The sequence below is a fragment of the Paenibacillus glufosinatiresistens genome, assembly GCF_031470375.1.
Classification (GTDB): domain Bacteria; phylum Bacillota; class Bacilli; order Paenibacillales; family Paenibacillaceae; genus Paenibacillus_AQ; species Paenibacillus_AQ glufosinatiresistens.
Genome location: NZ_JAVFHT010000007.1, coordinates 99,531 through 123,698, shown reverse-complemented (window position 1 = coordinate 123,698; position 24,168 = coordinate 99,531). Strand labels below are relative to the sequence as shown.

The 24,168-nt window shown below is 63.0% G+C and carries 23 protein-coding genes; 10 read left to right on the top strand and 13 right to left on the bottom strand.

What is annotated here, in order from left to right; genetic code table 11:
- The first annotated feature begins 27 nt into the window (after nucleotides 1–27).
- From RBI05_RS10320 to RBI05_RS10310, 3 genes are all read left to right on the top strand, one after another.
- Entirely contained in the window at nucleotides 28–891 is an 864-nt protein-coding gene (locus tag RBI05_RS10320; RefSeq protein WP_310551032.1) for a DUF72 domain-containing protein, read from the top strand.
- Nucleotides 892–957: 66 nt separating this feature from the next.
- Nucleotides 958–2,481 (top strand): alpha-amylase, encoded by a 1,524-nt coding sequence (locus RBI05_RS10315; RefSeq protein ID WP_310551031.1) that lies wholly within the window; start codon nucleotides 958–960, stop codon nucleotides 2,479–2,481.
- The gene (locus RBI05_RS10310; protein WP_310551030.1) at nucleotides 2,481–4,007 is read left to right on the top strand and encodes a stalk domain-containing protein; all 1,527 of its coding nucleotides are present in this window, start codon (nucleotides 2,481–2,483) and stop codon (nucleotides 4,005–4,007) included. Before RBI05_RS10315 ends, RBI05_RS10310 begins: the two co-directional genes overlap by 1 nt.
- 153 nt (nucleotides 4,008–4,160) lie before the next feature.
- Here RBI05_RS10310 and RBI05_RS10305 read toward each other — a convergent pair whose 3' ends face one another.
- A complete protein-coding gene (locus tag RBI05_RS10305) occupies nucleotides 4,161–4,772 on the bottom strand; it encodes a biotin transporter BioY (protein WP_310551029.1) in 612 nt (203 codons plus the stop codon).
- A 121-nt stretch (nucleotides 4,773–4,893) separates the two neighbouring features.
- Here RBI05_RS10305 and RBI05_RS10300 point away from each other — a divergent pair, with 121 nt between their 5' ends.
- Both RBI05_RS10300 and RBI05_RS10295 read left to right on the top strand, forming a co-directional pair.
- Nucleotides 4,894–5,712, top strand: coding sequence for an ATP-binding cassette domain-containing protein (locus tag RBI05_RS10300; RefSeq protein ID WP_310551028.1), 819 nt, complete (start codon nucleotides 4,894–4,896; stop codon nucleotides 5,710–5,712).
- The gene (locus RBI05_RS10295; protein WP_310551027.1) at nucleotides 5,709–7,679 is read left to right on the top strand and encodes an ATP-binding cassette domain-containing protein; all 1,971 of its coding nucleotides are present in this window, start codon (nucleotides 5,709–5,711) and stop codon (nucleotides 7,677–7,679) included. Before RBI05_RS10300 ends, RBI05_RS10295 begins: the two co-directional genes overlap by 4 nt.
- Nucleotides 7,680–7,889: 210 nt before the next feature.
- Here RBI05_RS10295 and RBI05_RS10290 read toward each other — a convergent pair whose 3' ends face one another.
- The 7 genes from RBI05_RS10290 to murI all read right to left on the bottom strand — a co-directional run bounded on the left by RBI05_RS10290 (nucleotide 7,890) and on the right by murI (nucleotide 14,111).
- Complete coding sequence (locus RBI05_RS10290) at nucleotides 7,890–8,273, bottom strand: FlxA-like family protein (RefSeq protein WP_310551026.1); 384 nt, start codon at nucleotides 8,271–8,273, stop codon at nucleotides 7,890–7,892.
- Between the two features lie 266 nt (nucleotides 8,274–8,539).
- Nucleotides 8,540–8,941 carry a FlxA-like family protein gene (locus tag RBI05_RS10285; RefSeq protein ID WP_310551025.1) on the bottom strand — a complete coding sequence of 134 codons (402 nt, stop codon included), beginning with the start codon at nucleotides 8,939–8,941 and terminating at the stop codon, nucleotides 8,540–8,542.
- Between the two features lie 135 nt (nucleotides 8,942–9,076).
- Nucleotides 9,077–10,303, bottom strand: coding sequence for a multidrug effflux MFS transporter (locus tag RBI05_RS10280; protein ID WP_310551024.1), 1,227 nt, complete (start codon nucleotides 10,301–10,303; stop codon nucleotides 9,077–9,079).
- A 540-nt stretch (nucleotides 10,304–10,843) separates the two neighbouring features.
- A complete protein-coding gene (locus RBI05_RS10275; RefSeq protein WP_310551023.1) occupies nucleotides 10,844–11,458 on the bottom strand; it encodes an alpha/beta hydrolase in 615 nt (204 codons plus the stop codon).
- On the bottom strand, nucleotides 11,455–12,408 hold the full coding sequence (locus tag RBI05_RS10270; RefSeq protein WP_310551022.1) for a ring-cleaving dioxygenase: 954 nt from the start codon (nucleotides 12,406–12,408) through the stop codon (nucleotides 11,455–11,457). Before RBI05_RS10270 ends, RBI05_RS10275 begins: the two co-directional genes overlap by 4 nt.
- Nucleotides 12,409–12,545: 137 nt before the next feature.
- A complete protein-coding gene (locus RBI05_RS10265; RefSeq protein ID WP_408638323.1) occupies nucleotides 12,546–12,983 on the bottom strand; it encodes a MarR family winged helix-turn-helix transcriptional regulator in 438 nt (145 codons plus the stop codon).
- Between the two features lie 333 nt (nucleotides 12,984–13,316).
- Nucleotides 13,317–14,111 (bottom strand): glutamate racemase, encoded by a 795-nt coding sequence (gene murI / locus RBI05_RS10260; protein WP_310551021.1) that lies wholly within the window; start codon nucleotides 14,109–14,111, stop codon nucleotides 13,317–13,319.
- Nucleotides 14,112–14,304: 193 nt separating this feature from the next.
- Here murI and RBI05_RS10255 point away from each other — a divergent pair, with 193 nt between their 5' ends.
- Together RBI05_RS10255 and RBI05_RS10250 are read left to right on the top strand one after the other, a co-directional pair.
- Nucleotides 14,305–14,979, top strand: a complete 675-nt coding sequence (locus RBI05_RS10255; RefSeq protein WP_310551020.1) for a futalosine hydrolase — start codon at nucleotides 14,305–14,307, stop codon at nucleotides 14,977–14,979.
- Nucleotides 14,976–15,818, top strand: coding sequence for a 1,4-dihydroxy-6-naphthoate synthase (locus RBI05_RS10250; protein WP_310551019.1), 843 nt, complete (start codon nucleotides 14,976–14,978; stop codon nucleotides 15,816–15,818). The genes RBI05_RS10255 and RBI05_RS10250 overlap by 4 nt, the downstream gene beginning before the upstream one ends.
- Before the next feature lie 213 nt (nucleotides 15,819–16,031).
- Here the strand turns inward: RBI05_RS10250 and RBI05_RS10245 are convergent, their stop codons facing one another.
- Entirely contained in the window at nucleotides 16,032–16,580 is a 549-nt protein-coding gene (locus RBI05_RS10245) for a DinB family protein (RefSeq protein ID WP_408638321.1), read from the bottom strand.
- 268 nt (nucleotides 16,581–16,848) lie between these two features.
- Here RBI05_RS10245 and RBI05_RS10240 point away from each other — a divergent pair, with 268 nt between their 5' ends.
- Complete coding sequence (locus RBI05_RS10240) at nucleotides 16,849–17,676, top strand: class I SAM-dependent methyltransferase (RefSeq protein WP_310551081.1); 828 nt, start codon at nucleotides 16,849–16,851, stop codon at nucleotides 17,674–17,676.
- A gap of 141 nt (nucleotides 17,677–17,817) precedes the next feature.
- On the opposite strand, the gene RBI05_RS10235 is transcribed toward RBI05_RS10240, so the two are convergent.
- Genes RBI05_RS10235 through RBI05_RS10220 form a run of 4 tightly spaced genes read right to left on the bottom strand, consistent with a single transcriptional unit; the run spans nucleotide 17,818 to nucleotide 21,628 of the window.
- Complete coding sequence (locus tag RBI05_RS10235) at nucleotides 17,818–18,891, bottom strand: ABC transporter substrate-binding protein (RefSeq protein ID WP_150457501.1); 1,074 nt, start codon at nucleotides 18,889–18,891, stop codon at nucleotides 17,818–17,820.
- Nucleotides 18,888–19,718: an ABC transporter permease gene (locus RBI05_RS10230; protein WP_310551018.1), complete on the bottom strand. Its 831-nt coding sequence runs from the start codon at nucleotides 19,716–19,718 to the stop codon at nucleotides 18,888–18,890. Before RBI05_RS10230 ends, RBI05_RS10235 begins: the two co-directional genes overlap by 4 nt.
- Nucleotides 19,708–20,520 (bottom strand): ABC transporter permease, encoded by an 813-nt coding sequence (locus tag RBI05_RS10225; protein ID WP_150457503.1) that lies wholly within the window; start codon nucleotides 20,518–20,520, stop codon nucleotides 19,708–19,710. The genes RBI05_RS10230 and RBI05_RS10225 overlap by 11 nt, the downstream gene beginning before the upstream one ends.
- Nucleotides 20,510–21,628, bottom strand: a complete 1,119-nt coding sequence (locus RBI05_RS10220) for an ABC transporter ATP-binding protein (RefSeq protein ID WP_150457504.1) — start codon at nucleotides 21,626–21,628, stop codon at nucleotides 20,510–20,512. The genes RBI05_RS10225 and RBI05_RS10220 overlap by 11 nt, the downstream gene beginning before the upstream one ends.
- Before the next feature lie 191 nt (nucleotides 21,629–21,819).
- Here RBI05_RS10220 and RBI05_RS10215 point away from each other — a divergent pair, with 191 nt between their 5' ends.
- Nucleotides 21,820–22,917 (top strand): FUSC family protein, encoded by a 1,098-nt coding sequence (locus RBI05_RS10215; RefSeq protein WP_310551017.1) that lies wholly within the window; start codon nucleotides 21,820–21,822, stop codon nucleotides 22,915–22,917.
- Between the two features lie 147 nt (nucleotides 22,918–23,064).
- Complete coding sequence (locus RBI05_RS10210; protein ID WP_310551016.1) at nucleotides 23,065–24,039, top strand: aldo/keto reductase; 975 nt, start codon at nucleotides 23,065–23,067, stop codon at nucleotides 24,037–24,039.
- The last annotated feature ends 129 nt before the right edge of the window (nucleotides 24,040–24,168 follow it).

The following is a 24,168-nucleotide window of genomic DNA, read 5'->3' as shown; positions in this document are numbered from 1 at the left end:
AACCAGGCGACACGGGGAGGGAACCGCATGATCAGAATCGGATTAACCGGGTTCGGAGACCACGAAGAACTCTACGGCAAGCTCAAGGCGCCGGAAAGGCTGCCGGCCTACAGCGCCCATTTTTCTATCGTCGAGATTGACAGTTCCTTCTATGCCGTGCAGCCTGTGCGCAACTTCAAGAAGTGGGTCTCCCAGACGCCCGCAGACTTCCGGTTCATCGTCAAGGCGTATCAGGGCATGACCGGACACTTGCGGAACAAGAAGAACTATTTCGACCATCCCGATGACATGTACCGGGCTTTTCATGAATCCATCGAGCCGGTTCGGGAGGCCGGCAAGCTGGCGATGACGCTGTTCCAGATGCCGCCGTGGTTCGACTGCACCAAAGAGAATGTGGAGACGCTCCGGGATACGAAAGCACGGATGAAGGATGTGTCCTGCGCCATTGAATTCCGCAATGCGACCTGGTACAATCCGCGCTTCCGGGAAGGCACCCTGCGGTTTCTCTCGGAGGAAGGCTGGATTCATACCGTGGTGGACGAGCCTCAGGCAGGCGTCGGTTCGATCCCGATTGTGCCTGAAGCCACATCGGCCGAGGCTACCTATGTCCGGCTGCACGGCCGCAATACGGCCGGCTGGAATCAGAGCAGCCATCCCGATTGGCGCAAGCTGCGTTATTTATACCGCTACAATACGGAGGAGCTGACCGAATGGCGGGACCGTCTGCGGGAGCTGGAGCAGAAATCCCGGGATGTCTATGTCGTCTTTAACAATAATTCGGCCGGAGACGCCACTCCCAATGCCAAGGAGCTGCAGGAACTGCTCGGCGGCGGCGGAGAAGACGGGCTCGCGCCGTTGCAGATGGACCTTTTTACCGGGCGTCATACATAAATTCCGATACCCGATTCTATCAAGCAAGAATTCAAGCAGCCATTATAAAGGAGGGCAACTGTACAGATGAAGCGGAACCATACAATGATGCAGTTTTTTGAGTGGCATGTCGCCGCGGACGGAGAGCATTGGAAGCGTCTGGCCCGCCTGGCCCCCGAGCTTAAGGCGGCGGGGATCGACTCGGTCTGGATTCCGCCTGTCACCAAGGCGGTGAATGCGGAGGACAACGGCTACGGCGTATACGATCTGTACGATCTGGGCGAATTTGACCAGAAGGGCACGGTGGGGACAAAATACGGCACCAAGGATGAGCTGATTGAAGCCATTGCGGAGTGTCTCAAATGCGGCATCGCCGTCTATGTGGACGTCGTAATGAACCATAAGGCCGGAGCCGATGAGACTGAGGTGTTCGAGGTGGTAGAGGTCGATCCCAACGACCGGATGAAGGAGATTTCCGAGCCTTTTGAAATCGAAGGCTGGACCAAGTTCACTTTCCCGGGCCGGGGAGAGGAGCATTCCGCTTTCAAATGGGACCACACGCACTTTAACGGCACCGACTACGACGCCCGCGATGACCGGACCGGGGTCTTCCGGATTGTCGGAGAGAACAAGGGCTGGAATGAGAATGTGGACAACGAGTTCGGCAATTACGACTACCTGATGTTCGCCAATATCGACTACAAGCATCCCGAGGTTCGCGAGGAAATGCTGAACTGGGGACGCTGGCTTGTCGATACGCTTCAGTGCAGCGGGTACCGCCTGGACGCGATCAAGCATATCAACCATGAATTCATCAAGGAGTTCGCCGCCGAGATGAAGCGCAAGCGCGGCGAGGATTTCTACATTGTGGGCGAATTCTGGAACCCGGATGTGGGAGCCTGCCGGGAATTTCTGAATACGGTCGATTATCAGATCGACCTGTTCGACGTCGCTCTCCACTACCGGCTCTATTCCGCTTCGCTCGGCGGGAACAGCTTCGACCTGCGGACGATATTTGACGATACGCTGGTGCAGACCCACCCGCTGAACGCCGTAACGTTCGTAGACAACCATGATTCCCAGCCGCATGAATCGCTGGAGTCCTGGGTGGGCGACTGGTTCAAGCTGAGTGCCTATTCGCTGATTCTGCTGCGCCGCGACGGCTACCCCGTCGTGTTCTACGGCGACTATTACGGCATTGACGGACCGGCGCCGGTGGAAGGCAAGCGCGAAGGCATCGACCGCCTGCTCGCCGCCCGCTACCACCGGGCCTACGGTGACCAGGACGACTATTTCGATCATCCGAACACGATCGGCTGGGTCCGGCGCGGCCTTCCGGAGCTTCCGGGCTCGGGCTGCGCGGTGGTGATTACCAACGGCGATGAAGGCAACAAGCGGATGTTCGTCGGAGAAGAACGCGCCGGTGAGGAGTGGATCGACCTGACCGGGCACCGTCAGGATTTGATCGCCATCGGCGAGGACGGCTGGGCCGAATTCCCGGTGAACGGCGGAAGCGTATCAGTCTGGGCGCTGCCGCTCGATGAGGAGGAAGCCGATAAGCCGGCGGAGGCTTCCCCGCCGCAATCGGGCCATAAGGGAGCCTCCGACTGATGCCGGTCCGGATGGGGCTTAGAGCCGGGGACGCCGCCAAGCGTCCCTTCCGGCTTCTTCTTCCCGCGCTGACGGCGGGAATGCTGTTCGCCGGGGCAGCCGTCTCCCCCGGCCCGACGGCTGCCGCCGCTTCAGCGGCGGTTCCCGCGGCGGCAAGCACGAACGCCGCCTCCGGCCCGGCACCGTTTGTTCAAGTGACGGCCGGAGCGTACTATTCGGCAGCGCTCCGGGCTGACGGCACGGTCTGGGCCTGGGGCCGCACGCTCTACGGCGAACTGGGCGTTCTGGAGCCGCGCATTACCAGCAGCATCCAGCGTCCGGTCCGGTTGGCCGCGCTCCGCGGCATTCAGTCGATCGCCACGAACCGGGTCGGCTCCCAGGTGGGCGTCGGTTCGGACGGCTCGGTGTGGGAGTGGGGCGCCGGGACCGGGCCGTCTGCGCTTCCGAAGCAGGTTAAAGGGTTGGCGGGCATAACGGCAGCCATTCCCGGCTTTGCGCTGCAAAGAAACGGCACCTTGTGGTACTGGAGCCATCCCCTTGCGGCGGACGGCACCTCGGAGGCGGCGGGCGTTCCGCGCCGGATTCCGGGAACGTACCGCTTCACCGGGCTGACCTCCTGGAGCGGACTGGTCTACGGGCTGGACGAGCACGGCGCCGTCTGGGGCTTCGGCCTTGTCAACCAACCCTCCGGGGCGGGCCAAACGCTGATCTCTCCGGCCCGCATCGCAGGCCTGCCGGCCTTCAAGCAGATCTCGGCTTATCAGAACCGGCTGGTCGGCGTCGATTCCGCCGGCCGTGTCTGGACGGCCCAGGTAGAGACAGACGCTCTCTACAGCCGAAGCACCCCCGGTCCGCTCCGGCTGACCGGCAAGCCTCTGCGGGCGGGAACGCCGCTGAAAGCGGCCGAAGCGCAGCTCGTCGATTATAATACGCTGCTTATCCGCACGGCTGCCGGAGAACTCTGGACTACCGGCACCTGGCTGACAGGCAGAGCCGGACGGATGAGCGGGCCTGCGGGCGTCCGGGAGGCCGAAGCCGGCATCCACCACGCCCTGGCGATTGATGCCGGCGGAAGGCTGTGGGGCGTCGGCGGCAACCAATGGGGAGAGGCCGGGTCGTCCAATGTGAACCGCGACCGCCTCCTGTACCGTCCCGTTCCGGTGCTGCCCGCCATCGGAGTATCCGTCAATGGCTCCCCGCTGTCCTCCGGCTATCCCGCAGATCTGCAGAACGGTCGGGTGAGCGTTCCGCTTCGGGATACGATCCGCAGCCTCGGGGGCTCTCTGACCGCCTCAGGCTCGTCGCTCGCCGTTCAGTTGGGCCAGGCTCGGGCGCAGATCACGGCAGGCTCCGCCCAGGCCGAGGTCAACGGACGGTCGGTCGCATTGAACAGCCCTGTCTCTCAGTCATCGGGAGCCGTTATGATTCCGGCGCAGCTTCTCGCCCTGCTCGGCGTGAATACGCAGTGGGACTCTTCCAGCGGCGAGCTTCACCTGGATTTCCCGGCTGCGGCGTCCGCCAAGTAGCCGGAACAGACCGGCGGGCAGCGCTCCGCCGGTCCGCATGGCACAGCAAAACAGCCAAGGGCCGCTTCGGGCAGAAGCGGTCCTTGGCTGTTTCATTTTGCCTCCATCCCGAGCAGGCGGACCTGTCCGGAAGAAGAGCGGGATACGGAGGCGTCAGGAACGGACCGACGACTTGTCCCCTTCCAGCCAGCCGCGTTCTCTGCGGCCTACGATGCGTTCAATGGGATAGACCTTGTAGACAGCCGACACTACGGATGCGCACAGAACGGCCTTCGTCAGATCGCCCGGCAGAAACGGCCAGAAGCCCGCGACCAGCGCCTTGGATACCGTATCCAGACCATCCACGGAATGCGCCAGCCAGACCACGCCGCTCGGATAGACCAGCAGCGCGCCGAAGACGAAGTTGATGACCAGCAGCTTCAGGAACGAGCCTTTGCCCTGTCCCCAGCGCTCGGCACACCAACCGATGGCAAAGGCCGCTACCGGAAAAGCCCAGATAAAGCCTGCGGTCGGGCCAACCAGTACGGACACGCCGCCTCTGCCCGCCATAACGGGGAAACCTGCTGCCGCAAGGCCCAGCACGATCAGCACGGCCAGCGAGCCGAAGCGTGCCCCAAGCACGGAACCGGCCAGCATGACGGCGAGCGTCTGAAGCGTAATCGGCACGGTGGAGAACGGCAGATTAACCTTCATGGAGCTTAGAGCAACCATCACACCGGCGAACAATGCGCTGAATATCAAGCCGCGCAGCGACCATTTACTCATCTGTATCTACCCCCACAGTTTATTGTTTGGACCAATATACCATCCCCCTGCCGATACAGCAATGGTTCGGATTTGCTATAATCGTAAGCACACATAGAACGATAGAGACGGGAGAATCGGCATGAGGATGATTGAAGCGAGACAATTGGCCTTGTCGCTGCGCGAGGGAGCGGAAGAGCGGAAGGTTCTTCGGGGCATTGATCTGGAAGTGGAGCAGGGGAGCTGGCTGGCCCTGACCGGCCCGAATGGCAGCGGCAAATCGAGCCTGATCCGCACGTTCAACGGACTGCTCTCCCCCGCTTCGGGCTCGCTGGCCGTAGCCGGGCTTGATCTGTCCGTACCGGCCCACCGCACCGCTGTCCGGCGAAGCGTCCAGATCGTCTTTCAGAATCCCGAAGCCCAGACGGTCGGTTCCACGCCTGCCGAAGACGTGGCGTTCGGCCTGGAGAACCGAGGCATTCCCGGGGCCGAGCTTCACCGCCGGACGGAACTCGCGCTGGCCCGCACAGGGCTCGTCTCCAAAGCGGAGGCCCCGGTCGAATCGCTCTCGGGCGGCGAACGGCAGCGGCTGGCGGTGGCCTGCTGTCTGGCTCTGGAGCCTGAGCTGCTGATTCTCGACGAACCGACCGCCATGCTGGACCCTATCGGGCGGCGGGAGCTGTTCATGCTGGTCCGGCGGCTCCGGGATGATGGGCTGACCGTGGTCTGGGTCACGCAGCGGCCGGAAGAACTGGCCGCCTCCGCACGGGTCGCCGTCCTTAAAGACGGCCTTCTCGTCTATGACGGCGCTCCGAGACGTCTCTTCTACGACAGCCCCTGGCCGGATACACTGGGCTGGGAGCCTCCGCTGGCCGTGGCCGCCGGAAGGGTTCTTCTCGCCCAGGGCTGGCCCCTTGCGGAGCTGCCATTGACCGAGGCCGACCTGGAGGCCGTCCTGTGAGCGTCCGGGTGAAGGATGTTTCCCTCCGTTACAACGGGCGGCCGGTGCTTGAGAATCTGAGCTTCGAGCTGCCGCCGGGAAGCTTCACGCTCCTGTGCGGCACGAACGGCAGCGGCAAATCGACGCTGCTGCGAATTCTGGCCGGGCTGGAACGGCCGGATTCGGGCTTAGTCGAGCGGACCGGGGACGATGCGGCCGCAGGCGCAGCCCGGACGCTCTCCGATCCGACGGGTCGCTGCCCCGAGAGCGGTGCCGGCGTTGGTCCGGCTCTGGTCTTCCAGCAGCCGGAGAATCAGCTCTTCGCGGGCACCGTAGGCCGCGACGTTGCCTATGGCCTCGGGCAGCGGGGCGTCCCCAAGCGGGACCAGGCCGCGCTGGCGGCGGCGGCGCTGCGCCGGACCGGGCTAAGCCCGGACGAATACGCGGAGCGTTCGCCCTATCTGCTCAGCGGCGGCGAGAAACGACGGGCCGCCATCGCGGGAGCGCTGGCGGTCAGTCCGCGCCTGCTGCTGCTGGACGAGCCTACCGCCGGGCTCGACCCCGCCGGATATGCCGGCCTGCTCCGGACTGTCGCCGAGCTGAAGGCGGAGGGCGTCGGCCTGGTAGTCAGCACCCATGACCTCGACCGGTTCCTCCCGCTGGCCGACCAGGCGGTGGTCTTGGCCGGGGGCAGACTTCTCTATGCCGGTCCCGCCGCCGCGTTGGCCGAAGACGAGCGCGGCATTCTGGAGCAGGCCGGCCTGACGCCGCCGGCCTACCTCGCGCTCGGACGCCGGCTTGTCCGCCAGGGGCGGCTTACGGCGGTGCCGCGCAGCGAGGCCGAGCTGCTCGAGGCGCTCGCCGGATTGCGCCCCGCGCCTCCGGGCAGCGGCGGCCCGACGCTGCCGGGCAGCGGAACTCCCGGCGGCGCATCTGCCGGGAACGCCGCTGCCGGCGGGCAGACGCGTACTCCCGGGCAGAACGCCGCTCGCTCCGGCGCAGACCCCATCAAGCCGCCGGCCGTCTTCGGGAGCCGCTTCGCCGAGCCCAAGCTCCTTGCAGACGCCGGGCCAGCGGGGATTTCGGCGGGCGGCCCGGCAAGCCGCGCATCTAACGGACCGGCCTACTCCGTCGGCAGTTCTGCAAGCGCATCAGATCCCGCAGCAGGCCGCCCTGCGGTTCCGGCGGAGAACGCTTCGCCCGCCGGTCTCCCGGCCCTCGCCCGGCGCGCAGGGCGCCCCGTTCTTGGACTGGACCCGCGGGCCAAATGGGCGGCGCTGCTCCTGTGGTCGCTTGCCCTTCTGGGCGCACGGTCCTGGCCGCCGCTGCTGTTCATGGCCGTAGTCATCCTGGCGTCCGGCGCCGCCGCAGGCATCGCCCGGCGAACCCTACGCCGGTATCTTCGGCCTGCCGTTCCGATGCTGCTGCTCTTCTGGCTGATCTCCGCCGTTTCCTGGAACGGGCCGGGCCCCGCAATCGGCCCGCTCGGCTTCTCCCCGGAGGGCGCCGTATCCGGGGGGCTCTCCGCCTTGCGGCTCGGGCTGCTCCTTGCGCTCGGTCTCCTGTTCACCGAGACGACGACCGGCGCGCCGCTGCGCGAAGCGATGGAATGGGCCATTGCACCGCTTCGGCGGATCGGAATTCCTGTGCGCAACTGGTCGCTCGTCGTACAGATCACGCTCCAGTTCGCTCCCTGGATGCTCGCCAAGCTGGAGGATCTTCAGCTGGCTCTCGCCTCCAGAGGAAGGCCGCGCTCCGGTCCCCGCCGCTGGTCGCCCCGGCAGACGGCGATGCTCGTTACCCCGCTGCTGATTCAGATTCTGACGCTGGGCGATGAGCTGTCCACGGCCATCGAATCCCGGGGATACGACGCATCGCGTCCCCGAACCCCCCGGCTTCGGCTCGTCTGGTCCCGGCGGGATAGCCGGGCCCTGCTTGGGTCTGCGGCGGTTGCCCTCATCTGTCTGGCGCTCAGTCGGCTGGCCTAGCCCTGCGCCTCCCCGCCCGGCAGGTTGGCAGCTATGGGGCCGGAGAGTTCCTCTTCCGTTCCTTCGGACAGCACAAAGCACGGACCCTCGCCACTCGCGCCGGGTCCGTGCTTGTATTCATGCTCTGCTTCATCCTTCGCTCTGCGTCTGTGTCCGGACGATTCCGCATTCCGCCCGCAGGTTCTCCCGCCGTCGTCGCAATCGGTCAGGTCAGATCAGCGCGTCAAAATGGCCCTGACGGTCCACCGTCGCGGTCGCCGGATCGGCCGTGCCGATTCCTCTCAGAAATCCGAGCCGTTCCGTCCGGGACGGTGTCAGCGTAACCGGCGTCAGCGGCGAAGCCGGTACGAAATCGGCCGTCGCCACGCTTCCGGTCCGCTGAACCAGCTGAGCCTCCAGCAGACGAATCTGCCGCTGCAACTGCTCGCGCCGATAAGGAGCTTCATTGGCTCCTCCCTGCGCGGCGTTCAGCTTATCCAGTTCCGCGAGCAGCCGGTCGCGCTGCTTCTGCAGGGAGCTGACATCGCTCTGAGTACCGCCGTAAGCCGCAGCCGCCTGAACCCGGCTGATTCCCGAAATCGTAGGTGCCGCCATGAGAGTCCCTCCCTTTGTCTTGATCCGTGGTATGAATTAGATTTATTACCCCGTTCGTAAAAGGTTGACACCCCGCCTTGACGGCCCGGCTCCCAAATCGTTACAAAGTCCCGGCCGGCGGCCGGCTATGGGCGGGAAGCAGCTCCTTCCGCCGGCTTAGGAGAGCTTCCGCCCGGGCATGACAAGAAGCCCACAGCGGCGGTCAAGCCGTGCAGGCTGCTTCATTCCTGGCCCCGGACTCGGGCGTTCCGGCGCGGCTGCGCCGCTCAGATCCTCACATCCAAATGCCCCTCGCTGTCCACCGTAGCGGAGCGGGGATCGGCAGTGGCCTTCCCCATTCCGCTGGGCGCTCCGCCAGCCGCCTTCGGCTGCTGACCTGCCGCGCCTGCGGGTCCGGACGCAGCGTCTCCGGCAGAAGCCCCGTTCTTCTGCTTCTGCGCGATCTGCTGCTCGATCTGCTTGATCTGCTGCTCCAGTTCCTTCTTGTTCGCTTCCTTGGTCTTCTGGTCGTCCTTGCTCGATTCGACCTTCTCCAGTTCTCCCTCCAGCCGGGTCTTCTGCTTCTCCAGAGCGCGAATCTCGCTTGCCGCGCTGCCTTGAGAACCGGCGGACGCAGATGATACCGAAGAAGCTGAGGCCGAAATGCCGCTTGCCGATGCAATATTCATAGTTATATTCCCCCTCCAATGCCTCCAAGCATAACCCAGCCGGAGAAAGAGAACGTTAAAATCCGCTGAACGCCGGCTGAAAGTTGGTCCCCTGGCAATGGAGAAAAACCGGCCAGCAGGAGCTGGCCGGAGTTCTCAGGAGCGCAGACCTCTGGCCGTCAGCCGGTAGGCCGCAAGCGCCAGCAGAGACACGCCGGTGATAACCGCTGCCATCGGCAGGGCAGTGCCTCCGCCTCCAAGACCGACCAGCGGAGCTACGCCGCTTCCCATCAGCAGGGGCAGCAGGCCGAGCAGCGCCGAGGCGCTGCCTGCGGTCTCGCCTTGATCCTGCATCGCCAGCGAGAAGGTCGCCGTCCCGACCGGACCGACGCTGCCCACCACCGCGAACAGACCGGCCAGCACCAGCGGCAGCGGCCCGTCCAGCAGCACTGCTCCCAGGAGAAGCAGCGCGCCGCCCAGACTGAGCGCAAGGCTGAATTCCAGAATCCGCCGCTCGCCCAGACGCGGCGCCAGCCGCCCGCCGACCTGGCCGAATAGGATGATCCCCAGTCCGTTCATGGCAAAGATCAGACTGTAGGTCTGGGCGCTGACCCCGTACAGCTCCTGAAGCACAAAGGAGGAGCCCGAGATATAGGCGAACATTGCCGCCGTCACGAAGCTCTGGGTCAGCACAAATCCCATGAACATCCGGTTGCGCAGCAGCGTACCGAACGTGCGGACCGTCCCGGCGAGCCCGCCGGAATGCCGCCGCTCCGGCGGGAGCGTCTCGGGCAGACGGAAGACGATCATCAGGCAGAACAGCAGCCCGGCGGCGAACAGGGTCAGGAAGACACCCTTCCAGTCCGTCACCCGCAGCAGCTGCCCGCCGATGACCGGCGCAGCGATCGGCCCGACGCCGTTGACGATCATCAGCAGCGTGAAGAATTTGGTCAGCTCGCTTCCGCTGTACAGATCGCGGACAGCCGCCCGGGAGATCACGACGCCGACCGATCCGGCAAGGCCCTGCACAAGCCGCAGCGCAGCGAGGGCGCCGATCGTGGGGCTGAAGGCGCAGAGCAGCGATGCCAACGTATAGAGCATCATCCCGATCAGCAGCGGACGCCGGCGGCCGTAGACATCGCTCAAGGGCCCGGACACAAGCTGTCCGGCAGCCAGGCCTACCAGGAAGCAGCTCAGACTGAGCTGCGCGGAGGACGCCGAAGCATGAAAGCCAGCGGCCAGATCCGGCAGCGCGGGCAGGTACATGTCGATCGACAAGGGGCCGATCGTGCTTAGCGCGCCGAGAACAACGGCGAGCTGCAGCCGGCGGCGCTTGCTCAGCGCCGCCCCCTGATTCTCTAGAGATTCGTTGGCAGTAGACATAGAGGCAGATTCAGTTCCTTTCCATTACGACAAAAGGCCGTTTCGTTATCCTTCTATCCTACTCCCATTCGGGAGGGGGACTCAACGCTGAATTATTCTTCGGGGATTGAAGGAGTCCTTCGTTGGGCTAGGCCTTCTGAATCCTGAATCCTCCGAACCAAACGGACCTCAGAGACTCTATTTTGTCCGCAAGCGTTTGTTATGACCAGAATGCGGACACCAGAGACCTTATTCTGCAATAAAGCCTTGAAATCAAGCCAAGAATAAAGAAATAAGGTCATCCGGGTCCGTTAGTGCCGAATATTTGCTTTTTTGGAGCCGATAAGGTCATCTGGGTCCGCCGCCTTCGATAAGATGCTGCTTTCATCGCACACATGAACCGGATCAGCAGCTTGGCGAGGCAACACCTGTACTAGCCGTCCAATGCCCGTACTAGCCGTCCAATCACGAACAAATGCGTACACGTTACTTACCGCACTCCCCTACACCATTCCAGAAGAGCACGATTCCAGAAGAGGCGCCAGAATAGCGTTATCCTTCTTACCGCTTGTAGCTCAACCGCCCCAGCCACTCCCGCGCCGCCTCGGCCTCTGCGGCGTTCAGCCGGTGGCCCTGGCTGCTCCAGTGGACCGCCACCTGAGCGCCGGCTGCTTCCAGCAGACCCTGAAGCTCGGCTGTCTCCCCGCCAGGGACAATCGGGTCGTTCGTTCCCGCACCGATGAACACCGGCGTTCCGGGCTGGGGTGCCCATTCGCGGCCGCGCAGCGGCACCATCGGGTGCAGCAGCACGGCCCCGGCGAAGACGCCCCTGTAATGCTGAAGCAGGCTGGCGGCGATGTTCGCGCCGTTGGAGTATCCTACCGCCACGACCCGGGAGCGGTCGAAGCCGTACTCCCGCGCCGCCTCATCCAGAAACGCCCTCAACTCATGGGTGCGCGCGGTCAGGTCCTCCTCGTCGAAGACGCCTTCGGCGAGCCGCCGGAAGAACCGGGGCATCCCGTTCTCCAGCACATTCCCCCGGATGCCCAGGAGCGCCGAACCCGGCGAGAGCCGTTCGCCGAGGGGGAGCAGATCAAGCTCATTGCCGCCGGTTCCGTGCAGCAGCGCAAGGACGGGACGGGCGGAATCGCCGCCCGGCTTGTAAATATGAATCATCTCCGGCCCGCCTCCACTTCCCGGACGACAAAAGGCTCAAGTCCGGCCTCTATCGCGGCGCGGTGCGGCTCGTACCAGGACGGCAGCATCAGCTTCTCGCCCAGCCGGTCTGCTTCCTCATCACGGGCGAAGCCCGGCGGGTCGGTCGCAATCTCGAACAGAATGCCGCCGTCTTCGCGGAAGTAGATGGCATTGAAGTACTGCCGGTCCTGAACCGGCGTCGGCTGGAAGCCCCGTTCCAGCATCCAGTCGCTCCAGGCGAGCTGCTCGGCGTCGTCCTTGGCGCGCCAGGCGATATGGTGCACAGTGCCCGAACCGCCGTGGCCGAGAGGCGGCGCTGCCTGCTTGACGTCGATGACGTTCCCCAGATCGCCGCTGCCCCGGAAGCGGACATAGCCGTCTCCTTCGGCGATCCGCTCCAGTCCCAGCGTGTGCTCAAGCGCAGCGGCTGTGGCGGCCGGCGCCGCGCTGTACAGCACCGCGCCGCCGAAGCCCTTCACCGCGTGTTCCGGCGGAACGCCGCCGAACGACCAGCCGCTGGACGGGCCCTCTGCCCGTTCCACCAGTTCAATGCGCAGGCCGTCGAAGTCGGAGAAGGCCAGGTATTTTTCCCCGATCCGCTCGACATGCTCCGCCGCGATGCTGTAACCTTCCAGCCGGTTCTCCCAGAAGTCCATGGAACCCGGCGGAATCACGTAGGTCGTGATCCCGACCTGGCCGGCGCCGATCCGCCCCTTGCGCCCTTCCTTGAAAGGGAAGAACGTAATGACGGTGCCTGGCGCCCCGGATTCATTGCCGAAGTACAGGTGATACACCTCGGGGGCGTCAAAATTGATCGTCCGTTTAACCAGCCGCAGGCCGAGAATGCCGGCGTAGAAATCCACGTTGCGCTGCGCGTCTGAGACAAAAGCGGTAATATGGTGAATGCCTGCCGTGTGAAGAGTTTTCATCGTTAACACTCCTTTTAATTTAATAATCTTTACTTCAAGATATTTAGCCAAAAGAGTCTGCCCTCAGCCGCCGGGCCGCCCCGGCGTCCGAAGCTTGCCAGGGCTTCCTTCTGTTCCGAAATCCTTCTTCCATCCGGCTAGGACAGGGCGCCCCTGCCCAGCTTCTTCAACAGCTCCGTCGCCGTCTGTTTCTCCTCCGCCGACAGTCCTTTCATCATGCCGTGCAGCTTGGACGCATGCTTCGGGAAGATATCGTCGAACAGCTCCCGGCCCGCTCCGGTAATCTCGGCATAGGTTACCCGGCGGTCATCCGCGCTCGGAATGCGCTTCAGCAGACCGCGCTTCTCCAGCTTATCGATATTGTACGTAATACTGCCGCTTGTTATAAGCACCTTGTCGCCGATCTGCTGAAGCGGAATCCGGGTCCGGTGGTACAGCACTTCCAGTATCATGAACTCGGCGGAGGCGAGGCCGTGCCGCTTCATATCCCGGACCGCTTCGTCCATCAGCGTCCGGTAGGCCTTCGAGAGAACTACGAACAACTTGAGCGATACCGCTTCGCTGTCTGCCGCCAGCAACCCGAGCAAGTCTGCGCCGCTTACGTCTCTGCCCGGCTCTGCGCCTCCGGCGTTCTCCTCCGATTGCCCGGACTGCCCGAGCCGCCCGCTCCGGTTCCCGCCGCCGGCGGCACTTCCGGCTGTCCGGCCCTCATCGGGGGCCCATACCGCTCCTGCGGGCCTGATCCGTCGTCTATAGCTGTTCATTTTCTCACCTCCGAATTGCTGTTTTTTAATTATCTTTAATTTAAGATAAATATATACCCGTTATGTCCGCTTGTCAACCGCTCCGGGCCGATTGTTCCCTATTCAACGGTTCCGGTTCAGCGAATCCGTTTGAGCGAGTTCGGTTCAGCGAATCCGGTTCAGCCGATCCAGCCAATCGCCGAAGTTCCGGCTTCCCTCCGCGTCCCTTCCTGATGCGCCGAAGTCGATCCGGCCCGTTCCTTCATGCCTCCGTCCGGCGGATTCCAGAATGCGCCGCAGGTTCCGGGCCGTTCCCGGCCCGCCCGAGATCAGGGCCACGCCGGGCCCGAACCAGCGCTGCAGAACCTGCTGAAAATACGGAAAATGCGTGCATCCCAGCACCACGGTTCCGTAAGCCTCGCAGTTCACGCCTTCAAACGCTTCCCGCAGGTAGGCTGTCACCCGCTCCTCGCCGAATTCGAAATTCTCGGCCAGACGGACCAGCCCCGGAAGCGCCAGGCTGTCTACCCGCTCTCCGGGATCTACTGTCTCGACCAGCCGGTGGTACTTCTCTTCCCGCAGCGTCAGCGCCGTCGCCAGCACCAGCACCTTCCGGCGAGAGCCCTCCTCCCGGAGAACCGCCGGCTTCACGGCAGGCTCGATCCCCAGCACCGGAAAATCATACCGGCGGCGCAGCTCATCCACCGCGATGCTGGTCGCCGTATTGCAGGCCACGACCAGCGCCTTCACGCCCTGTCCGGCAATATAATCGGCGGCTTCGAGCACATAGCCCCGCACTTCTTCCTTCGTCTTCTCGCCGTAGGGGACGTGCCCCGTATCGGCGTAGAAGAGATAATCCTCGTCCGGCATCAGCTTCAGCGCTTCCTGCAGCACGGTCAGTCCGCCCACGCCCGAATCCAAGAAGCCGATCCGGGCCGGACGGCTTGCAGATTTCTTCATTGCCATCCCGCTTTCTACTTGGTGGTCGCTCCATTGTACCATCCGTCCCCCTTCAATTCCACGGCAGCACCCGGCTCCGGTCCGCCGGACCGGGCTGCCGGCGAAGCTCTTCCTTCAAATTGACCGGGTCCGGCAAAGGGCGTATTCTAGATTTTATGATGTTTATTCCCCTCTCGCCTAGGAGGCGCTGCCCTTGAACCGTACACCCTCAACCGCTCCGGCGCGCGTGCTGATCGTCACGGCCGTTCAGGCCGAGGCTGACGCGCTGCGCCGGGGGCTGACCGGCCCTTACGCCGGCCGGTACGATCTGCTGGCCGCCGGAGCCGGACCGGCGGCCGCGGCGGCGGCCACCGCCGCCCGGCTTGCTTCCGGCGCTTACGGCTGCGTGCTGAGCGCCGGCATCGCGGGCGGCTTCCCCGGCCGCGCGCCGGTAGGCTCGCTGGTCGTTGCCAGCGAGCTGGTGCATGCGGACTTCGGGTCGGAGACGCCCGAAGGATTCCGCAGCGCGGCCGAGCTCGGCTACGGCCGCACGGTGTACCCGGCCGACGCGGAGCGGGCCGGGGCGCTCGCCGCCGCGCTGGCGGCGGCGGGGCTTGCCGTGAGCACAGGACCCGTGCTCACGGTGTCGACGGCGACCGGCTCCGCCGCGGCCGCCGACGCCCTGGCCGCCCGCGTGCCCGGCGCGGCGGCGGAAGCCATGGAAGGCTGCGGCGTCGCGGCAGCCGCCCTGGCTGCGGGGCTCCCGGTGCTGGAGCTCCGCGCCATCTCGAACCCGGTCGGTCCCCGCGACCGGGACGCCTGGCGGATCGGCGAGGCGCTGGACGCGCTCGCCGCCGCCGCGACTCTACTATCGGAGGTACCGCTATGAATATTGCTTATTCCCCTTGTCCCAACGACACGTTCGTCTTTCATGCCTGGGCGCACGGCCTGGTGCCGGGAGCGCCGGAGCTTCACGTTACGTATGCCGATATCGATATTACGAACGGGCTCGCCGCCGCCGGCGAAGGACCCGAGGTGCTCAAAATCTCCTACGCCGCCCTTCCCTGGGCGCTGGACCGCTACCGGCTGCTGCCCTGCGGCGGCGCGCTCGGGCGGGGCTGCGGCCCGCTGCTCCTTACGCGGGGCGGCCATCCCGCCGCGAAGCGGCCGGAGTCGCTGAGCGGCCGGACGGTCGCCGTGCCGAGCGAGCGCTCGACCGCCTATCTGCTCATGCGGCTGTGGGCGGCGCAGCATGTTCCCGCAGGCGGGCTGAATATTGTGGTGCTGCCGTTCCACGAGATTATGCCTGCGGTCCGGAGCGGCAGCGTCGATGCCGGACTCGTCATCCATGAAGCGCGTTTCACCTATCCCGATTACGGGCTGGAGCTGATGACCGATCTTGGAGCCTGGTGGGAAGAAGACACCGGACTGCCGATTCCGCTGGGAGCGATTATCGCCCGGCGCGATCTGGACGCCGAAGCGCTGGCCGGCTGGGTCCGCGAGTCGCTGCGGATGGCCTGGGCCAACCCGGAGGGAACGCGCGGGTATGTGCTGGAGCATGCCCAGGAGCTGTCGCCGCAGGTCGCGAAGAGCCATATCGACCTCTATGTCAACGCGTTCACCATGAATCTCGGCGAGGACGGCTATGCCGCCGTCTCCTCGCTGCTGGAACGGGCGGCCGCCGAAGGGCTGGTGCCGGCGTTCGATCCGGCGCTGCTGCGCGGGTAGGACGGCGCAGGTCCTCGCAGGCATCTGCCGGGCCTTCGCTCCGGCAGGCGCTTACGCGCTTGCAAGCCCCCGTCTCTTTGCTTCCCCTACCGTCCAATCTGATCCTACCAAAGACCCGGCGCCATGGAGACGCCGGGTCTTTGGTGTGAATCTCATTCCGCTTCTCTGATTCCTAGCTCCAGCGGTGTATTCTCCGTCCGGCCGCCGCTTCGCCTAGACCATCGCCCGGCCGAGACGTTTGCGCTGAAGCCGGATCTGTCCCCGGTGGTTGATCTCGTCCTCGAAGACATGGAACCACATGAAATACCGGTTGGCCGGCTGTCCGTCCCAGAACGGCTCTTCCCGGAACAGCCACTCATCGTCCACCTTCCGGAACGCCTCCAGCGTCCGCTCGCGCGTCTCCTCCAGCAGCTTCAGGTAATACTCCAGCGGATGCCCCTTGATGACGGTGCGGCCCTCGTCGCCCAGATTCAGGGCGGGCTGCCAGAACGCCGTTTCTTCTTCCGTCATCTCCCGTTCCTCGAACGTCTCCACCCGGTAGATATGATCCACCGCGGCAAAATGCATCAGCAGCGCACCGATCGAGTTGCTCTTCTCGTCCAGCAGTTCGTCCAGCTCGCTCACGCTCAGTCCCTGAACCGCACTAAGCGTCGTATAACGCGCATAATTCATCATCGAGATCAGCCGTCCGACCTCCGGTGTGTAGCCTGGAAGACCGCCGATCACATAGCTCGGGCTCATGCCCAGTTCCTGATTGCCCATTGGAAATTATCCCCTCCCGGATTAATCTCTTCGGGATGGGAGAGCCGCATTCCTGCATTCCAGGAAAATCCTGTGTCTGCCGCCCGGGCTACAGGCCGCAGCGGGATATACCCGGTCTTTGCCCTCCCTCCGGGTCCCCTGCCCGGGTTATTCAGGCAGAATCCAGGCCCTTCCCGGACATCAAGCCTATAGTCGCCCGCTGGAACCGGCCGCCGTTAACGGATACAATACCGGTATTCGGCTATTCAAGGAGGAAGAAGCTATGGCTATGATACCGGAAGGCAACCGCTCCGCCCATATCGACCGGTTCAGCGGCTTCCAGGAGCTGTATGACCGGCACCGTCCGGAAGCTCCGCCGCTTGTGATCCGGCTCCTGACGGACTACCTGGGCCGGCGGCCCGGCCTGGTCGTGGATCTCGGCTGCGGCACCGGCCTGTCCGCCTTTCCCTGGCTGGATGCGGCGGACCGCATCCTCGGCGTGGAGCCGGGCGACGGCATGCGCCGTATCGCTCTCGCCAAGCGCGCGGCGATCGGCTCGCCGGCCAATATCGAATTTGTTCCGGGCTATTCCAACCGGCTCGGCCTGCCGGACGGATGCGCCGACATCGTGACCTGCTCGCAGTCGTTTCATTGGATGGAGCCGTCCGGCACCCTGCGGGAAGCCGCGCGGGTGCTCGCGCCCGGCGGCCTCTTCGCCGCCTATGACTGCGACTGGCCGCCGGTGCTGACACCTTCGGTCGAGACGGCATACCGGCATCTGATCGGCTCTGCGGATGCCTGGAACGCGGCGCACGCGCCCCAGGAGCAGCGGGCCGTGAAATGGAACAAGGACGGCCATCTCAGCCGCATGGAAGCAAGCGGACACTTCGCCTTCGTCCGCGAAGTCGTCTTCCATCACCTGGAGCGCTGCGACGCCGAACGCTATGTCGGCCTGACGCTCAGCCAGGGCGGTGTCCAGCAGGCGCTGAAGCTGGAAGCAAGCGGCCTGGAGGACGAAATTGCCGCTTACCGGGAACGGGTAGAGCGGCATTTTGCCGGACAGACGCTGGAGATTCTGTTCCCCTACCGCCTCCGGCTCGGAATTACACCCTCGTAAGCCCGTCCGGGGAGTTCTTCCCCCTAACCGGCAGCGCTGACTCGTCCATACGCCAACAGCCCCTGCTCGCGATCCTTCGAGGCTCGCGCGGGGGCTGTTCTGCTGATTCGGCCTTTTCTCGTGGCCGTTCTATTGGCCGTTCTACTGGTCGTTCATTTTGAAGCGCAGGAACAGCTCGTTATAGTGTGCCAGCATCGGCTTGCCGAGATTGTTGTAGACTTCCAGCTTGTCGGTGACCTCGGCCGGCGGGTAGAACCGGGTGTCGCCCGAGATCTCCTCCGGCAGCAGCGCCAGCGCATCCTTGTTGGGCGTCGAGTAGCCGACATACTCCGCATTCTTGGCCGCGACATCGGGACGGAGCATAAAATCAATAAATTTGTAGGCCCCGTCCTTGTTCGCTGCGCTTGCCGGAATCACCAGATTGTCCGCCCAGACGTTCGAGCCTTCCTCCGGCACCACATAGTCGAGCTTGTCGTTCTCGTCCAGAATCTCGGAAGCATCGCCGGACCAGACCAGTCCGACCGCCGCCTCTTCGCCGGCCATCAGCATCTTGATCTCGTCGCCGACAATCGCCTTCACGTTCGGCGAGAGCCGGTTGAGCTTGGCCAGCGCCTGCTGGAGATGCGCCTCGTTCGTATCGTTGAGCGAGTAATGAAGACTGTTCAGCGACATGCCCATGACTTCCCGCGCCCCGTCCAGCAGCAGAATGTCATCCTTCAGGCGCGGGTCCCACAGGTCGTCCCAGCTCTTGAAGTCCAGTCCGTGCGTCAGCTTCGGATTGTAGACTATGCCTACCGTTCCCCAGAAATACGGAATGGAGTACTTGTTCTCCGGATCGAAGCTGAGGTTCATGAACCGGGAGTCGATATGCGACAGATTCGGCAGCCGGGACTTGTCCAGCGGCTCCAGCAGCTTCTCTTCGCGCATTTTGGCAATGGCATAGTCGGAGGGAACCACCACATCGAAGTTCGTGCCCCCCTGCTCGATCTTGGTCAGCATCGCTTCATTGGAGTCGAACGTCTGATAGATCACCGTAATGCCCGTCTCCTTCTGGAACTGCTTCAGCAGATCGGGGTCGATATAGTCGCCCCAGTTGTAGATCGTCAGCGTGTTGCCGCCGGAGTAGCCCTCGCTCTTGTTCATCCAGGAAGCGAGATACATCAGGCCGAAGGCAACGACGAGCACAGCGATGAACGCATTCGCAAGTCTCTTCATCTTGGCACCCCCGCTTCCGCCACCGGCTCGGCAATCGCCGTTCCCGGCTTCCGGGCTCTGCGGCGGGTCAGGATGTAGTAGCCGACCACGAGCGCCAGCGTCACAAGGAAGATCAGCGTGGACAGCGCGTTGATCGACAGCGATACGCCTTGGCGGGCCCGCGAGTAGATCTCCACCGACAAGGTGGAATAGCCGTTGCCCGTTACGAAGAACGTGACCGCGAAATCATCGAGCGAATACGTCAGCGCCATGAAGAAGCCGCTGAAGATGCCGGGCCGGATAACCGGCAGAATCACCTTGGTCAGCACGTCGCGCTTCGTCGCGCCCAGGTCCCGGGCGGCGTCGGTCAGCGTCGGGCTCATATCCTCCAGATGCGGCAGAATCATCAGGACCGCAATCGGAATGCCGAAGGCGATATGCGACAGCAGCACGGAAGCGAACCCGAGCTTGACGCCGACAATGGTGAACAGGATCAGGAACGACGCCCCGATAATGACATCGGGACTGACGATCAGCACATTGTTGAGCGACAGCAGCGCATTCTTGGCCCGGCGGCTGCGGATGCGGTGAATCGCCAGCGCCCCGGCGATCGCCACAATCGTTGCGGCGGCCGAAGACAGCAGCGCAATGACCAGCGTATTAATGAGGATAATCAGCAGACGTTTGTCCTCGGCCACTTCCCGGTAGTAATCGAGCGTGAAGCCCTCGAAGCGGTGCATCGTGCCTCCGCTGTTGAAGGAATAGTACATCAGGTACAGGATCGGCGCGTACAGCACGGCGAACACCAGCACCAGGTACAGATTGAAATAGCGGTTTTTATTTTCCATGCCGCACTCCTTTCCGCGCCCCGCCGGCCAATCCCATCACCAGCGCCATGACCGCGATCAGGAATACCGCCACCGTGGAGCCCATGCCCCAGTCCTGAGTGACGAGAAAATGCTGCTCGATCGCCGTGCCGAGCGTAATGACCCGGTTGCCGGCGATGAGGCGGGTAATCATGAACAGCGACAGCGCCGGAATGAATACCGCCATGCACCCCGAGCGCACACCCGCGGTGGTCAGCGGGAAGACGACCCGGCGGAAGGTGGTCCAGCCCGAGGCCCCGAGATCCCGCGAAGCCTGGAGCAGCGTCGGACTGAGGTCTTCCAGACTGCTGAAGATCGGCAGAATCATGAACGGAATGAAGATATACACCGACACGAACACGAAGCTTGAGCTCGTGAACAGCAGCTGCTTCTCTCCGATCCCGACCAGGTCGAGCAGGCTGTTGATCGGACCGTAGGTGCCGAAGATGCCGATGAAGGCATAGGTCTTCAACAGCAGATTGATCCAGGTCGGCAGAATAATGAGCAGCAGCCACAGCTGCTTGTGCTTCGTCCGGGTCAGGAGATAGGCGGCCGGGTAAGCGACCAGCAGCGAGAAGAGCGTGACCAGAAAGGCATACCAGAAGGAGCCGAGCGCCATTTTCAGATACACGGGCGTGAAGAAGCGGACATAATTGTCCAGCGTCAGCTTCCCGCTGAGGTCAAACAGCGAATAATACACAATCAGCAGCACCGGCGCGATGACGAACAGCAGAATCCAGAGATAATACGGGAACAGGTACAGGCCGCTCTTCTTAGCCTTCATGTCCGTCCCCCTCGCTGTACGCCTCCAGCCGACGGTCGAACTCTTCCTCCGTTTCGCCGAATCTCATGACATGGATCGCCTCGGGATCGAAGTAGAGGCCGATTTCGCCCCCTACCTCCGCCTTCTTCGTGGAATGGACGAGCCACTCGTGGCCCGATTCATCGTAACAGCTGATCTCATAGTGTACGCCGCGGAACAGCTGGGTATCCACCCGCACCCGCAGCTTGCCCTGGGCAACCGTCGTAATCTCCAGGTCCTCGGGCCGGATGACAATCTCCACGGCTTCATTCGGGCGCAGGCCGGCATCGACGCATTCGAACCGGCGTCCGTTGAACTCCACGAGATAATCTTCGATCATCACCGCAGGCACAATATTCGATTCTCCGATAAAATCGGCCACGAACCGGTTGATCGGTTCGTCGTAAATATCGTTGGGCGTTCCGCTCTGCTCAATGACGCCCTTGTTCATGACGAAGATCCAGTCCGACATCGCCAGGGCTTCCTCCTGGTCGTGCGTGACGAAGATAAAGGTAATGCCCAGCCGCTGTTGCATTTCCCGCAGAACATACTGCATTTCGGTGCGCAGCTTAAGGTCCAGTGCCGACAGCGGCTCGTCCAGCAGCAGCACCTGCGGCTCGTTGACAATGGCCCGGGCGATGGCGACGCGCTGGCGCTGGCCGCCCGACATTTCGGTAATGGCGCGTCCCTCGTAGCCCGACAGATTGACGAAGCGAAGCGCTTCCTGAACCTTCCGCTCGATCTCCGCCTTCTTCATCTTCTTGATCCGCAGGCCAAAGGCCACATTCTCGAAGACATTCAGATGCGGAAAAAGCGCGTAGTCCTGGAATACGGTGTTGACCTGGCGTTCGTTGGGCGGCACCTGGTTGATGACCTTGCCATCCAGTGTAATGGTTCCGCTTGTAGGCTCGGCAAACCCGGCGATCAGCCGGAGAATGGTCGTTTTGCCGCAGCCCGACGGGCCCAGCAGCGTATAGAACTTGCCCCGCTCAATCTCGAAGCTGACACTCTTGAGTACCGGCTCCTCATCATCCTCATAGCGCTTGACGACTTGATCGAACGCAATAATAGTCGAGTTCTGGGTAGTAATATCGACAACCTCCTGTCCTTTTCGACCTCAAAAACCCTCAAGGTCTATCATACCACGCTCCGAATCCGTTCGGAATGTTGTAAAAAACTCGGCGTTTGCACGGCCCCCAGCTCCGGCCATCGGTGCTATAATGAAAACAGCTGAAACAATCAGATTGTTTTCTTATTTTTCCGAAAAGAGATGAATTGACGATGACTGCCGATCCGATGAGAACGCTGGAGCGTTTCGGGTTCTCCTTATATATGATCCGCGTGACGCTCGCCGCCTCCCTGTCCTGGATGACGGTGCATGCCCTGTACGGCAACGAGTTTTTATATTTTGCACCGCTGGCCGCTATACTTATTACCCAGGGAACGGTCAAGGCTTCTCTGGAAAAAGGAATCTGCCGCCTGATCGGCATTGTCCTCGGCGGCCTGGTGGGCCTGGTCGTCGGCGCCTTTCTTCCAATCGGCCCCCTGTCCATCCTGCTCATCCTCCTGATCGGACTCGGCATTGCCACCGCCTGCCGGATCAACTTTCAGGCGATTACGCAGGTGGGCGTCACCTCGGTGCTTGCCCTTACCTTCTATCAGGACCATTATGTGCTGTGGCGGGCCACCGAGACGCTGATCGGCGTTGCCATCGCCCTTCTCGTGAATATGCTGGTGGTTCCTCCGAAGAACGGCGTGCGCGCGAAAGGTCTTGCCCTGGAGGGCAGCCTGATGCTCGCCGACAGCCTCAGCGGCCTCGCCCCCGGCCGGGACGAAGCGTGCCGCGAGGAAGCCGTCAAGCGTTCCGGGAAGCTGCTGAAGGAGAGCGCCGAGAAAGAGAACGAACTGCGGTTCACCATCTTTCATTTGCAGCGCCGGACCGAGCTTGGCCGGCTGATGCCGGCAGCTTCCCATCTGCGGGTCATCCACGGCTACGTGAAGGATATTGCGTCGGAGATGCGCCTGCTTCCTCCGGCCTACGCCGGAACCGAAGGCATGCGGGAAGTCCTGGCTGCGACCGCGGACTGCATTGCTCTTCTGGGAGCCAAGCATCTGTCGGACGCGGTCTGCGACCGCTCCATGGCCGAGACGGTACGGCTGGCACGGAGCAAGCAGCTTGAAGTCTTCGCCGGGCTTCAGGGACAATGCGAACTGACGGCCATGCGCGACCTCGGCGCGGTATTCAGCCATCTCAACCGCATTCTGGATGAGGTGGAACAGGCCGACTTCGAAGCCTGCGCCGCAGCTCCCCGTCAGGCCCGTCTGGACGCCGCCCGGGCGCTCCGGGTCGTCAAGAACGGCCTGACCAGCAAGTTCTGATCTTCCGCATGTTCATATCAGCGGCCCGCGTTGTCTACGCGGGCCGCTTTTGTTGCAAGGTTCTTGTTTCGCGAAATGCGGACTGGTGATACAATGATTGCGCAAGAGAGAATGGGACGTCAGGCAGGCAAAAAGGAGTGATCGAGAGTGAAGTTTCGGCGACTCGGAGGAAGCGGGCTGATGGTATCGCAGCTCGGGCTTGGTACCAACGCTTTTGGCAAGCGGGCCGATCAGGCTACTTCCATCTCCATTGTGCACGCTGCACTGGATCATGGTGTGAACTTTATCGATACCGCCAATATTTATGCCGGTACGGAATCGGAACGGATTATCGGCATTGCCCTGCAGCGCAGGCGGCATGAAGCCGTCCTGGCCACCAAGGCCGGACTGCCGCGGCATGACGGACCCAACGGCAGCGGGGCCTCCCGCCATCATCTGATGCGGGAGTTGGATAACAGCCTGCGGCGGCTTCGCACGTCCTATATCGATCTGTATCAGATACATACTTTTGACCCCAACACCCCTCTGGAGGAGACGCTCCGGACCCTGGATGACATGGTGTCCAGCGGCAAAGTCCGCTATATCGGCGCTTCCAATTATGCGGCCTGGGAACTGATGAAGGCGATCGGCATCAGCGAGCGCAGGGGCTATTTGAGCTACGTCTCCATTCAGAGCAGTTATTCCCTGGCCGACCGGACGCCGGAGCGGGAGATCATCCCGCTCTGTCTCGATCAGAAGGTCGGGCTGATTCCTTACTTCCCACTGGCAGGCGGCATCCTGACCGGCAAGTATAGCAGCGGCGGGGTTCCGCCCGGCTCGCGGGCCGACAGCGACCCTCCGTTCGCCCGGTTTCTGACGGGCGAACGGATTGCCCTGGCTAATGAAGTGCGCCAGCTCGCGCTGGCAGCCGGCACCACACCCGGCGCGCTGTCGCTGGCCTGGCTGATGAGCCGTCCGGCCGTCTCCACGGTCATTGCCGGGGCAACCCGCCCGTCCCAGCTGGAGGACAGCCTCGGCAGCCTCTGTCTGAAGCTGGACGAGGCTATTCTAAAGCGCCTGGACGAGCTCAGCGAGCCGTTCGTACACAGCAGTCCGTTCGCCGTATACCGGCTGCCTGTCTGATGCCAGACCAACCCCAACACCTTCAAGGGAATGGAACTCTATCATAAGATAGAGACATTCTCTTGGAGGTGTTTTTGCATGGCCAACCGGAGGTGCCGTTCATACAGTTCTTTATTTTGTGACAAAAAG